Raw genomic sequence first — 12,786 nt, forward strand, 5'->3', positions numbered from 1 at the left:
AAAACTACCCGCCAAAGCACAAATCCATATCGAAAAAGGAAATGTTTTTATAAGGCAGCCTGAAAAACTTTCGGCACCACCGGAAAACCAGGCTTCGGCTATAATTCGCGCTTTTTGTTTCGGCGGAATTTCACCATGACCCACATCCACATCATCGGCATCGGCGGCACCTTTATGGGAGGGCTGGCCGCGCTGGCCAAAGAAGCCGGATTCACCGTTACCGGCTGCGACGCCAAAATGTATCCGCCCATGAGCACCCAGCTCGAAGCGCTGGGCATCGCCGTGCACGAAGGCTTCGATGCGGAACAACTCGACCATTTTGCCGCCGATATTTATGTGATCGGCAACGTCGCTAAACGCGGTATGCCCGTGGTCGAAGCCGTTTTGAACCGCGCGCTGCCCTACACCTCCGGCCCGCAGTGGCTGGCGGAAAACGTGCTGGCCGGACGCTGGGTGCTCGGCGTTGCCGGCACCCACGGCAAAACCACCACCGCCTCCATGCTCGCCTGGGTGCTCGAATACGCCGGACTCGCCCCCGGCTTTCTCATCGGCGGCATCCCGCAGAACTTCGGCATTTCCGCCCGCCTGCCGCAGGCGCCGCGTCTTGATCCCGCATCGCAGTCGCCGTTTTTCGTGATCGAAGCCGACGAATACGACACCGCATTTTTCGACAAACGCAGCAAATTCGTCCACTACCGCCCGCGCACCGCCGTCCTCAACAATCTCGAATACGACCACGCCGACATTTTCCCCGACCTTGCCGCCATCCAAACCCAGTTCCACCATCTCGTCCGCACCGTGCCCGAGCAAGGCCTGATTGTATGCAACGGCCGCGAAGGCAGCCTGAAAACCGTATTGGCACAAGGCTGCTGGACGCCCGTCGAATACTTCGGCGGCGACGGCAGCATCTGGCAGGCAGGCGAAGCCGACGCAGACGGCGCGTTCGACATCCTGTTAAACGGCCAATCAGTCGGTCGCATCGCCTGGGATCTGATGGGCGGCCACAACCGCCTGAACGCCCTGGCTGTTGCCGCCGCCGCCCGCCACGCCGGCGTGGATGTGCAGACCGCCTGCGAAGCCCTGTCCGCCTTCCAAAACGTCAAACGGCGCATGGAAATCAAAGGCAGCGTGCGCGGCATCACCGTGTACGACGACTTCGCCCACCACCCCACCGCCATCGCCACCACCGTCGGCGGCCTGCGCCAGCGCGTCGGCAGCGCGCGCATCCTCGCCGTGCTCGAACCGCGTTCCAACACCATGAAACTCGGCACCATGAAAGCCGCCCTGCCCGCCAGCCTGGCCGACGCCGACCAAGTGTACTGCTACGGCGGCGGCGTCGATTGGGACGTCGCCCAAGCGCTCGCCCCGCTCGGTGCCAAACTCCACGCCGAAAACGACTTTGAGCGCCTGGTCGAAACCATCGCCCGCAACGCGCAAAGCGGCGACCACATCCTGATTATGAGCAACGGCGGCTTTAACGGCATCCACGGCAAACTGCTGGCACAGCTTGCCGGACAGGCAGCCTGAAAAGCCAAAAGCAGCCTGAAAGCCCAAAGGCAGCCTGAAAAGCCAAAGAGTCCGCAGAAGCTATCTGCTCAAGTTCTCGTAAACGGCAAAGCCGATAATCAGGACAAACAGCACCGCCAGCAGCAGCATAGGTTTGGATATCGGCGTCCTGACCATATTAGGCGCAAAACCCACGCGCTTTTGGGCGCGGCGGCGCAGAAAATGCGGCAGCAGCAACACGCCCGCCAGGTAAACCATCAGAATGGCGGCATAGCCCTTGTCCTGCGCCCCCGGGATGCTGCCGATAAGCACCAGACACGCTGCGAATCCCAAAGCAACGCCGGCTGCAAAACCCCACACCCGCATCACCTGCGGCCAGTGGATCGGCAGTTTTTGATAATGGTAGAGACTGCCGCCGGCTAAAAAAGAAGACTCGGTTTGTATGATTCTGGCGCTATACAAAGGGATCACCGGCACAAACGCCAGAATAATCCAATAAGTTGTCAGGTAGGTGCCGTCGGGCTGATAGTCGCACTCACCGTAAAACGTTGTGCCGAAGCCGTTAATAGAAGACATAATTCCCCATTCTGAAATTCAAGTTTGAACACCTTTACAGGCAGCCTGAAAGCGCAAAAGCGGCGATTTTAGCCGATTCGCCGACACAGGCACACCAATACGCATAATGCCGGCAGCCTTCGCGTCCCACTGCCCGGACAAATCCTTCGGCAGACGCAAGGCAGCCTGAAAATAAAAAACACATGAACCCCACCACCACCGTTTTTTCCATCGACTACGAAGCGCGCGGCATTGCCCGCCCCGAAGGCAAAACCACTTTTATCCGCCACGCGCTGCCGCAGGAGAAGGTGCGCTATCGGGTCGGCACCGCCAAAGCCGCGTTTGACGAAGCCGATGCGCTGGAAATCCTACAGCCGTCGCCCGAGCGCCGCGCTGCGGCCTGCCCGCACTATCTGGAATGCGGCGGCTGCGCGCTGCAGCATGCGTCTTTTGATGCCCAGGTCGCCTTCAAACAGCGGATTTTTGAAGAACAGCTTGAGCGCATCGGCAGGCTGCGCCCCGAAACCATATTGCCGCCGGTTTACGGCCGGCCGTGGCACTACCGCAGCCGCACCCGCCTGAATGCGGTGGACGATGGTCGCGGCGGGCTGCTGCTCGGTTATCAGGCCAAACGCAGCCGGCGTATTGTCGCCATCGACAGCTGTCCGGTGCTGCCCGAGCAGGTTTCAGGCAGCCTGAAAGATTTGAACGCGGCGCTGCAGAAGCTGCACCGCGCCGCGCCCGCCGCCGGCATCGAAGCGCTGGAAATCTGCGCCGGCGAACAGGCAACCGCCGTCAATATCCGTAGCCGCAAGCCGCTACCCGCCGCCGCGCTGGCGGCGTTTGCCGGCAGCCTGAAAACCGGCTGGCAGCTGTGGCAGCAGCACGGGCGCAATCCGCCGCAGCCGCTCTCGCCCGATGCGCCGCCGCTCGACTACCGCCTGCCGGAGTTCGGCCTGACCATGCCTTTCCGGCCGGGCGACTTTACCCAAATCAATCTGCCGCTGAACCGGCTGATGGTGTCGCGCGCTTTGTCGCTGCTGGATGTGCGGCCGCATGAAACGGTAATCGACCTGTTTTGCGGGCTGGGCAATTTCAGCCTGCCGCTGGCGCGCCAAGCGGAGCGGGTGCTGGGCGTGGAAGGCTCGCGCGAGCTGACGCGCCGCGCGGCAGACAATGCCCGCGCCAACGGCATCGGCAACGCCCGTTTCGTCTGCGCCGATTTGTTTGACACCGACGAAACCGTGGTCAAAAGCTGGGGGCGGGCGGACAAAATGCTGATCGACCCGCCGCGCGCCGGCGCTTATGCGGTGGTGCGCGCGCTGCACGCGCCGTTTCTGCCGCAGAAAATCGTGTATGTGTCGTGCAATCCGGCCACTTTCGCCCGCGATGCGGCGGTGCTGGCGGCCAAAGGCTACCGCCTGCGCTCGGCCGGCATCGTCAATATGTTTCCGCAAACCGCGCATGTGGAAGCGGTCAGCCTGTTCGAGCTCGGCTGAAACGCGCTGCCGTTCGGCGCTCCGTCGAGCATGACGGCGCCGGCGGTCTTCTTTATCATGACCGCATTCGGCAAAACTTTCAGGCTGCCTGAAAGCCGGATAGTGAAATTAAGATTGTTATAGTATAATGCCGTGCAACGCGTTTCGCGTCCGCGGCAGCCTGAAAATGTTAATCCGCAAGGAGAGCATGATGAAAGCAAATGCTAGTGCTGCCGCGCCGTTGCGGCGGCGGGGGAGCCGGCGATGAACGATCTCGACCGCAATATCGGCTCACTGCTGGACAGCATCCCGCTGGCGCCGCAATGGGTTAATTCGCTGCTGCTGTTGGCGGCGGTGGTGTGCGGACGGCTGGTGTGGCTGCGGCTGCGTTTTCGCCAGCATCCCGAGTTTTCCATCGAAGAAAAACGCCGTTTGGTGGTGGTCAGCCGCAATATGGCTTTTCTGGCGGCGGTGTTCGGGCTGTTTTTGATTTGGGCGGCGCAGATTCAGAGTTTCGCCCTGTCGATGGTGGCGCTGGCCGCCGCTACCGTGCTGGCAACCAAAGAGCTGATTATGTGCCTTTCCGGCAGCCTGCTGCGGGCGGTGAACAAGCAGTATTCGGTGGGCGACTACATCGAAATCGGCCATCTGCGCGGGCGGGTGGTGGACATCAATCTGTTTTCCACGCTGATGATGCAGATCGGCCCCAACCCGCACATCGGCAATATGTCGGGCAAAACCGTGTCTTTCCCCAACAGCCTGCTGCTGAGCCAGACCATCCAGCGCGACAACATTCTCGGGCGCTACGTCGTCCACAGCTTCGACATCCCCGTGCCGATCCGCTTGGATTCGGACGCCATCGTGCCGCGGCTTTACACCGTGCTCGATGCCTACTGCGCGCCCTACGCCGCCGAAATCGGCCGCCATCTGGAAGAAGTGCAGGCGCAAAAGCTGTTTATCACCCCCGCCGTGCAGCCGCGCATCGGCCGCGTGCCGCACGACGACAAGGTTTATATCCTTGCCGTGCGTTTCGCTTCGCCGGTGGGCAAGCGCGCCGAAATCCAGCAGGCGGTGCTCGACGAATTTATCCGCGTGCAATACCGCCTGCTCAACGGCATCGGCGACAAGCCGGCCGACAGTTAAACCCGTCTGCGTTTTCAGGCTGCCTGAACGCCGCAGGCAGCCTGAAAACGTTTTTAGCATGCGTCAAACCTTTCAGGCTGCCGCGTTTTTTCCGCGCGCACATTCCGTGCCGCGCTTTTTGTTTCCCAACGTTTACTTGAAGAAGGAGATAACGATGTCCCGACACACATTCAAACTCGGCCTGGTGGCCGCGCTGTTTTCAGGCTGCCTTTACGCCGCCCCGCCCGCCGAACCGCTGCAGGTAGTCAGCAGCTTCAGCATTTTGGGCGACGTGGCCAAGCAGATCGGTGGCGAGCGCGTCAGCGTCAGTTCGCTGGTCGGCCCCGACCAAGACGCCCACGCCTACCAGCTCAACAGCGGCGATGCCAAAAAAATCGCCACCGCCAAACTGGTGCTGCTCAACGGCCTGGGCTTGGAAAAAGCCGATGTGGTGCGGGTGGTCAAACAAAGCAAAGCCCAATACGCCGAAGCCACTGCCGGCATCAAACCGCTGCCGGCCGAAGAGCATGAGCATGAGCATGAGCACGAACACGGCCATGATCACGAGCATGAACACGAAGGCCACGACCACGGCCACCACCATCACGGCCAGTTCGACCCCCACGTTTGGCACGATCCGGTTTTGATGCAGAAATACGCCGCCAACGTCGCCCAAGCGCTGATGAAGGCCGACCCCGCCGGCAAAGCCTATTACCAGCAGCGCTTTAAAGCCTATTCGCAGGAATTGGTCAAACTCGACGCCTACGCCCGCCGCGAGTTTGGCGCCATCCCCAAAGCCAAACGCAAAGTGCTGACCGGCCACGACTCCTTCTCCTACCTGGGCAAACGTTACGGCATCACTTTTCTGGCACCGCAGGGCGTCAGCACCGAAGCCGAGCCTTCCGCCAAAACTGTGGCCGCCATCATCCGCCAAATCCGCCAGCAAGGCGTGAAAGCCGTGTTTGCCGAAAACATCAAAGACAACCGCATGATCGAGCGCATCGCCCGCGAAACTCAGGCCAAAGTCGGCGGCAAACTCTATTCCGACGCCCTTTCCAAAGGCGCGCCGGCAGCAACCTACACCGAACTCTTCCGCTATAATGTGCGCACCCTGTCCGGCGCCATGAAGTAAACCGCCCGCAGCCCAAACAAGGCCCGGACCAAGCCGTCCGGGTCTTTATTTGTTTTCAGGCTGCTTTTTTCATTTGATTTTCAGGAGCTTTTATGATGTCTGCCAAACTCTTTTCCCTGCTGCTTGCCGGCACCCTTACCCTCAGCCTCGCCGCACCCGCTGCCGCCGAACTGCGCCGCCACTCGGGCGAACAGCCCCGCCAAACCCAAGCCCACCAAGGGCGGCAGGACGGCAGCAGCATCCAACGCGCCGTCGTGATCAAAGAAAACGACACCCGCCGCGGCATCGACGCCGAAAATGCCTGGATTGCCAAAAACCTGCCCGGCCACCAAAAAATCGGCCAAGCGCTTGTTCAGGGCGAAGGCGGCAAAGGCATCTACGACCGCATCGACCTGCAGGCTCCCGACGGCAGCCGGCACAGCATTTATTTCGAAATCAGCAGCTTCTTCGGCAAAATCAACGGCAAGCTTATGATGTAAACAAACAGGCAGCCTGAAAAGCGTTTTCCCTTTTCAGGCTGCCTGAATTTTTCCTATTCCTTTTTATTCCCACAGGATTATCCCCATGAAAGGCATCATCCTTGCCGGCGGCTCCGGCACCCGTCTCTACCCCATCACACGCGGCGTTTCCAAGCAGCTGCTGCCCGTGTACGACAAACCCATGGTCTACTACCCCCTGTCCGTGCTGATGCTCGCCGGCATCCGCGACATCCTCGTCATTACCACCCCCGAAGACAACCCCGCCTTCATCCGCCTGCTCGGCGACGGCAGCCGCTTCGGCGTGCGCATCAGCTACGCCGTCCAGCCCAGCCCCGACGGTCTCGCCCAAGCCCTGATCATCGGCGAAGAATTTATCGGCGGCGACAACGTATGTCTGGTACTGGGCGACAACATCTTCTACGGCCAGTCCTTCACCCAAACCCTGCGCCAGGCCGCCGCCAGAGAACACGGCGCCACCGTTTTCGCCTACCAAGTGCGCGACCCCGAACGCTTCGGCGTCGTCGAATTCGACCAAAACTTCAAAGCCCTCTCCATCGAAGAAAAACCGCTCAAGCCAAAATCCGACTGGGCAGTAACCGGCCTTTATTTCTACGACCACCGCGCCGCCGAATTTGCCAAACAAGTCAAACCCTCCGCACGGGGCGAGCTCGAAATCACCACCCTCAACCAAATATACCTCGAAGACGGCAGCCTGAACGTACAGCTTTTAGGGCGCGGCTTCGCCTGGCTCGACACCGGTACCCACGAGAGCCTGCACGAAGCCGCCGCCTTCGTGCAAACCGTGCAAAACCTGCAAAACCTGCAAGTCGCCTGCCTCGAAGAAATCGCCTGGCGCCAAGGCTGGCTCAGCACCGCCCAACTCGAAGAACTCGCCCGGCCGATGGCGAAAAACGAATACGGCCAATACCTGCTGCGGCTGTTGGACGGCAGGCACTAACCCGCCCTCAGACTGCCTTTACCCCAAAAGGCAGCCTGAAAAAAACATCCCACCCTTTTCAGGCTGCTTTTCCACTCCGCCAAAGCAGCCTGAAACCTTAACAGCCCGTTTTCAGGTAGACTCCCGCCCGCGAAATACCAAAGGACAAATCTGTGAACATCCTTCTTACCGGCGCCGACGGCCAAGTCGGCCGCGAACTTGCCGCCCGTCTGCGTCATCGCGCCAACCTGCTTGCCGCCAACCGCGCCGCCCTCGACATCACCGACCGCAACGCCGTGTTTCAGGCTGCCTCATCCTTCCGCCCCGAGCTGATTATCAACGCCGCCGCCTATACTGCCGTGGATAAAGCCGAGAGCGACGCCAACACCGCCTACGCCGTCAACCGCGACGCCGTGCGCCATCTGGCCGAAGCCGCCGCCGCGCACGGTGCCGCCGTTCTCCACATTTCCACCGACTACGTTTTCGACGGCGCCGCCGACGCCCCCTACCACGAAACCGACCCCGTCAACCCGCAAAGCGTTTACGGCAAAAGCAAGCTCGCAGGCGAAGAAGCGCTGGCCGCCGCCTGCCCGCGCCACATCATCCTGCGCACCGCCTGGGTGTTCGGCGCGCACGGCGGCAACTTCGTCAAAACCATGCTCCGCCTCGGCCGCGAGCGCGACAGCCTCGGCATCGTTGCCGACCAATACGGCGCGCCCACCCCTGCCGCCGCCATCGCCGACGCCCTCGTTGCCATCGCCGACGCCGTCCACCAACCCGGTTTTGCCAACTGGGGCATCTACCACTACTCCGGCAGCCCCTACACCAGCTGGCACGGTTTTGCCGAACGGATTTTTCAGGCTGCCGCCGCACAAGGCATCCTGCCCGCCGTGCCGCAGCTCAAAGCCATCGCCACCGCCGACTACCCCACCCCCGCCCGCCGCCCCGCCAATTCGCGGCTGGACTGCGGCAAAATCCAAAACACTTTCGGCATCAAACCGGCCGACTGGCAGGCGGCGCTGGCCGATTTGAAACCTTACCAAACAAGCATTTAAAACAAGATTGGAACCCACCGCATGAACATCCTTCCCACCGCCCTGCCCGATATCAAACTGCTCGAGGCGCAGGTTTTCGGCGACGAGCGCGGCTTTTTTATGGAAACCTTCCGCGACCAATGGTTTCGCGAGCACGTCTGCGATCGCGGCTTCGTGCAGGAAAACCACAGCAAATCCGCTATCGGTGTACTGCGCGGCCTGCACTACCAGCTGGAAAAACCGCAAGGCAAGCTGGTGCGGGTGGTGGCCGGCAGCGTGTTTGACGTTGCTGTCGATCTGCGCCGCTCTTCGCCCACATTCGGCCGTTGGGCGGGCGCGGTGCTGTCGGCCGAAAACAAGCGCCAGCTGTGGATACCCGAAGGCTTTGCCCACGGCTTTTATGTGCTGGAAGACAATACCGAATTCGTTTACAAATGCACCGATTACTACCACCCGCAGTCGGAACACTCGCTGCTGTGGAACGACCCCGCGCTCGGCATAGACTGGCCGCTTTCGGGCGAACCGCAGCTTTCCGCCAAAGACCTGGCGGGCAAACCGCTCGCCCAAACCGCTTTGTTTGAATAAGCCATGAAACTCATCATTCTCGACCGCGACGGCGTAATCAACCAAGACCGCGACGACTTCGTCAAATCCGCCGACGAATGGGTGCCGCTGCCCGGCAGCATGGACGCCATCGCCTTTCTGACCCAGGCCGGCTACACGCTGGCGGTGGCGACCAACCAGTCGGGCATCGGCCGCAAGTTTTTCACCATGCAGACGCTCAACGAAATGCACGCCAAAATGCACAAGCTGGTGCAGTCGGCCGGCGGCGAAATCAGCGGCATCTGGTTCTGCCCGCACACCAACGCCCACAACTGCGGCTGCCGCAAACCCAAGCCGGGTATGATTAGCGATATTCTCGAGCGCTTTCAGGCTGCCCCTGCCGAGAGCTGGATGGTGGGCGACAGCCTGCGCGACTTGGAAGCAGGCGCCGCCGCCGGCTGCAAAACCGCGCTGGTGCTTACCGGAAAAGGCAGGAAAACCCAGGCCGAGTCGGCCGACAAACTGCCGCCCAATACACTGGTATTCGACGACCTGCTGGCTTTTTCGCAGTTTCTGATTAAGACACCGGCCGCGGAAACGGCGTAAACGCAAAACGCGGCAGGCAGCCTGAAAAGCGGGCGCGCTTTGTCCGGCGCCAGGGTGTGTTGGCATTCGGCTTGCGAAGCGGTTTTTTAAGTAAAAAATGCCCGAATGCAAGGAAAAAAGCGCAGCAAGCTTGGACACCTTGCGAGCATTTTTGACGCGTCAGGCGGGTATTTTTTGCCAAAAACACCGCCGCAATGCCGATTGCCAACACACTCTTTAGAGCACAAACTTAAAACCCGCCGCAAAATGCCGTACAATCGGCATCTTTTGCTTTTCAGGCTGCCTGAACGACGCCGTCCGCCGCGGCAAGCGAAGCCGTTTTGCCTTTTCAGGCTGCCTGTTTGATTGGAAAGTTATCTTTTTTATGCTGCTGTTACGAAACCTGGTTTACTGGCTGATTTTGAGTGTGAGCGCGATTGTGATGTTTGCCTTCGTGCTGCCGGCGATGCTGGTGCCGCAAGGGGCGAACAAAATCGGCCGCGCGTGGGCGCGACTGCTGCTGTGGTCGCTGAAAAACATTGTCGGGCTCAACTACCGCGTCGAAGGGCGCGAAAACATCCCCGCCGAGCCGGCGATTATCTGCTCCAAGCACCAGAGCGGCTGGGAAACGCTGGCGCTGCAGGAAATCTTCCCGCTGCAGGTGTATGTGGCGAAAAAAGAGCTGTTCAAAATCCCCTTTTTCGGCTGGGGGCTGAAAATGGCCAAAACCATCGGCATCGACCGCAAAGCCGGCGTCAAAGCCACTTCTCAGCTGATGGAGCAGGGTTTGGCGCGCAAAAAAGACGGCTTTTGGATTGCGATTTTCCCCGAAGGCACGCGCATCAAACCCGGCGAGCGCGGCCGCTACAAGCTGGGCGCGGCGAAAATGGCGAAACTGTTTGAAATGGACATGGTGCCGGTAGCGCACAACAGCGGCGAGTTTTGGCCGAAAAATTCCTTTCTCAAATATCCCGGCACCGTTACCGTGCGCATCGGTGCGCCGATCCGCTGGCAGGGCGGCAGCGAAACCGAGCTGATGGCCGAGTGCGAAAACTGGATCGAAAGCCAGCAGGCCGAAATCGGCGGCCAAGGCCCCTTCGGCTCCAATCCCGCCTGAGCCCATGCCCGTTTCCCACCGCTTATCCGACGGCAGCGAGCTGGTGCTGCACATCCGCTGCAACACCCGCCGCAACATCATCCTGCGCCCGCACCCCGCCGGCGGGCTGCACATCGGCATTCCGCGCTGGCTCGGCATCACCGAGCTGCGCCGCTGGCTGCAAGAGCACGAGCCGCTGCTGCGGCAGACGCTGGCACGCGCGCCCGACAGCCCGAAGCAGCCTGAAAGCATCTGGCTCGACGGCGAGCAGCTTGCGCTGGCCGGCGGCAGCGGCGTCCCAGCCATCCGCCGCGACGGCAGCCGCCTGCTGCTGCCGGATACCGCCGACACCCGGGCGCTGCTACGCGGCTATCTGCGCGAACAGGCGCCCGATTTGCTGTTTCCGCTGTTTGCCGAACGGCTAAGCAGCCTGAAACTGCCGGCCACGCCGGTGCGCCTGTCCGATGCCCGCAGCTTCTGGGGCGTGTGCCGACCCAGCGGCATCGGTCTCAACTGGCGGCTGGCCGGCGCGCCTGCCTGGGTGCGCGACTATGTGTGCGTGCACGAACTGTGTCATATCCGCCACCCCAACCACAGCCGCGCCTTCTGGCAGGAAGTCGCCCGCCACACCCCGCACACCGCCGCCGCCAAAAGCTGGCTCAAAGCCCACGGCCGCGAACTTTTCTCCTGCGGCTAGGCAGCCTGAAAGCAGTCAAAACGGCTTTTCAGGCTGCCCGAGCGCTCAAACAAAGGTTTTCAGGCTGCTTTCGCAGCGCCTGCCGCTTAACGCCGGCAGCCGATTCCCGTACAATCCGCGTTTTGCGGCCGCCGTGCCTTTTTTCCGTTTCTGTTAGGACCTTATCCGCGTGAACAAACCCACCCGCCCCCTGATTCTTCTGCCGCTGGCCGCCGCTCTGGCGCTGGCCGGCTGCAACAAAAAAAACGATACCGACAAACCGGCCGAAGGCAGCTTCGTAACCAAAGTCGAAGTAGTTAAAGGCAACGACCGCGTCGGCATGCTGCTGCCCGATTTTGCCGAATTGGTGGCGCGCGAAGGCGGCTCGGTGGTCAATATCCAGGCGCTGCGCGAAGAAGGCGGCGAAGGCAACAGCGACGGCAGCGCCGAAGACCCGTTTTCCGACTTTTTCAAACGCATCGTCCCCAACCAGCCTGAAGACGGCGACGGCGACGATGCCAACTTCGGCTCCGGCGTCATCATCAGCGCCGATGGCTATATCCTGACCAACGCCCACGTGGTCAAAGGCAAAACCAATATCAAAGCCACGCTCAACGACAAGCGCGAATACCACGCCAAACTCATCGGCGCCGACGACAAATCCGACATCGCCCTGCTGAAAATCGACGCCGAAGACCTGCCGGCAGCCAAAATCGGCAATCCGAACGAGCTCAAATCCGGCGAATGGGTGGCCGCCATCGGCGCGCCCTTCGGCTTTGACAACAGCGTAACCGCCGGCATCGTTTCCGCCAAAGGCCGCACCCTACCCAACGAAACCTACACTTCGTTTATCCAGACCGACGTTGCCATCAACCCCGGCAATTCCGGCGGCCCGCTGTTCAATCTCAAAGGCCAGGTGGTCGGCATCAACTCGCAGATTTACAGCCGCAGCGGCGGCTTTATGGGCATCTCTTTCGCCATTCCCATCGACACCGCGATGAACGTTGCCGAGCAGCTCAAAACCGACGGCAAAGTGCAGCGCGGCCAGCTTGGCGTGGTGATTCAGGAAGTTACCCACGATTTGGCCAAGTCCTTCGGGCTGGACAAACCCACCGGCGCACTGGTGTCCAAAGTGCTGCCCAACAGCCCCGCCGCGGCCGCCGGCCTGCAGGTGGGCGACATTATCCGCGGTGTGAACGGCAAGGAAATCGTCTCCTCCGGCGATCTGCCGGTGATTGTCGGCAGCACCGCGCCGGGCAAGGAAGTCAAACTGCAAATCTGGCGCCAGCGCGCCGAACTTGAAGTCGGCGTAACCCTTGGCAGCGCCGGCGATATCAGCCAGTCGGCCGCCGGCAAGCCCGAAGCTGAAGTATCGGGCGCCGGCAGCGAAAACTTCAACCTGCCCGAAGCCGGGCTGGTGCTCAGCGCCGAAGCCGACGGCCGCATCATCATCGTGCGCACCGACGGCGCCGCCGCCCGCGCCGGTCTGCAGCGCGGCGACGTGATCCGCGAAATCGCCGGCATGGCGGTGCACAGCCGCGAAGAAGTCAGCCAGGCCTTTGCCAAAGGCGGCAAAAACCTGCCGGTGCTGATCCAGCGCGAAGGCACCACCCTGTTTTTGGCGTTGGTGCTGCCCTAAACCG

The 12,786-nt window shown here is 61.2% G+C and carries 12 protein-coding genes and 1 pseudogene; 12 read left to right on the forward strand and 1 reads right to left on the reverse strand.

Annotation, left to right across the window (positions count from 1 at the left end; translation table 11 throughout):
- Window positions 1–135: 135 nt before the first annotated feature.
- A complete protein-coding gene (mpl, locus tag MB824_RS05585) occupies window positions 136–1,527 on the forward strand; it encodes a UDP-N-acetylmuramate:L-alanyl-gamma-D-glutamyl-meso-diaminopimelate ligase (RefSeq protein WP_238746636.1) in 1,392 nt (463 codons plus the stop codon).
- Window positions 1,528–1,587: 60 nt separating this feature from the next.
- Here mpl and MB824_RS05590 read toward each other — a convergent pair whose 3' ends face one another.
- Window positions 1,588–2,082, reverse strand: coding sequence for a hypothetical protein (locus MB824_RS05590; RefSeq protein WP_238746637.1), 495 nt, complete (start codon window positions 2,080–2,082; stop codon window positions 1,588–1,590).
- 176 nt (window positions 2,083–2,258) lie between these two features.
- Between MB824_RS05590 and rlmD the strand changes: the two are divergent.
- The 11 genes and pseudogenes from rlmD to MB824_RS05645 all read left to right on the forward strand — a co-directional run.
- Window positions 2,259–3,560, forward strand: a pseudogene (rlmD, locus tag MB824_RS05595) (23S rRNA (uracil(1939)-C(5))-methyltransferase RlmD); the annotation flags it as partial.
- 243 nt (window positions 3,561–3,803) lie between these two features.
- Window positions 3,804–4,682 (forward strand): mechanosensitive ion channel family protein, encoded by an 879-nt coding sequence (locus MB824_RS05600; RefSeq protein WP_238746639.1) that lies wholly within the window; start codon window positions 3,804–3,806, stop codon window positions 4,680–4,682.
- Window positions 4,683–4,836: 154 nt separating this feature from the next.
- The gene (locus MB824_RS05605) at window positions 4,837–5,793 is read left to right on the forward strand and encodes a metal ABC transporter solute-binding protein, Zn/Mn family (protein ID WP_238746640.1); all 957 of its coding nucleotides are present in this window, start codon (window positions 4,837–4,839) and stop codon (window positions 5,791–5,793) included.
- A 92-nt stretch (window positions 5,794–5,885) separates the two neighbouring features.
- Entirely contained in the window at window positions 5,886–6,272 is a 387-nt protein-coding gene (locus tag MB824_RS05610; RefSeq protein WP_238746641.1) for a hypothetical protein, read from the forward strand.
- An 85-nt stretch (window positions 6,273–6,357) separates the two neighbouring features.
- Window positions 6,358–7,230: a glucose-1-phosphate thymidylyltransferase RfbA gene (gene rfbA, locus MB824_RS05615; protein ID WP_238746642.1), complete on the forward strand. Its 873-nt coding sequence runs from the start codon at window positions 6,358–6,360 to the stop codon at window positions 7,228–7,230.
- Between the two features lie 152 nt (window positions 7,231–7,382).
- Window positions 7,383–8,264 carry a dTDP-4-dehydrorhamnose reductase gene (gene rfbD / locus MB824_RS05620; protein WP_238746644.1) on the forward strand — a complete coding sequence of 294 codons (882 nt, stop codon included), beginning with the start codon at window positions 7,383–7,385 and terminating at the stop codon, window positions 8,262–8,264.
- Between the two features lie 21 nt (window positions 8,265–8,285).
- A complete protein-coding gene (gene rfbC, locus MB824_RS05625) occupies window positions 8,286–8,828 on the forward strand; it encodes a dTDP-4-dehydrorhamnose 3,5-epimerase (protein WP_238746646.1) in 543 nt (180 codons plus the stop codon).
- Between the two features lie 3 nt (window positions 8,829–8,831).
- The gene (gmhB, locus tag MB824_RS05630) at window positions 8,832–9,392 is read left to right on the forward strand and encodes a D-glycero-beta-D-manno-heptose 1,7-bisphosphate 7-phosphatase (RefSeq protein ID WP_238746648.1); all 561 of its coding nucleotides are present in this window, start codon (window positions 8,832–8,834) and stop codon (window positions 9,390–9,392) included.
- A 364-nt stretch (window positions 9,393–9,756) separates the two neighbouring features.
- Window positions 9,757–10,488: a lysophospholipid acyltransferase family protein gene (locus MB824_RS05635; RefSeq protein ID WP_238746650.1), complete on the forward strand. Its 732-nt coding sequence runs from the start codon at window positions 9,757–9,759 to the stop codon at window positions 10,486–10,488.
- 4 nt (window positions 10,489–10,492) lie between these two features.
- Window positions 10,493–11,164: a M48 family metallopeptidase gene (locus tag MB824_RS05640; protein ID WP_238746652.1), complete on the forward strand. Its 672-nt coding sequence runs from the start codon at window positions 10,493–10,495 to the stop codon at window positions 11,162–11,164.
- A gap of 169 nt (window positions 11,165–11,333) precedes the next feature.
- Window positions 11,334–12,782: a DegQ family serine endoprotease gene (locus tag MB824_RS05645; protein WP_238746654.1), complete on the forward strand. Its 1,449-nt coding sequence runs from the start codon at window positions 11,334–11,336 to the stop codon at window positions 12,780–12,782.
- Window positions 12,783–12,786: the final 4 nt, after the last annotated feature.

It is taken from the genome of Kingella pumchi (assembly GCF_022288825.1).
GTDB lineage: Bacteria > Pseudomonadota > Gammaproteobacteria > Burkholderiales > Neisseriaceae > Kingella_D > Kingella_D pumchi.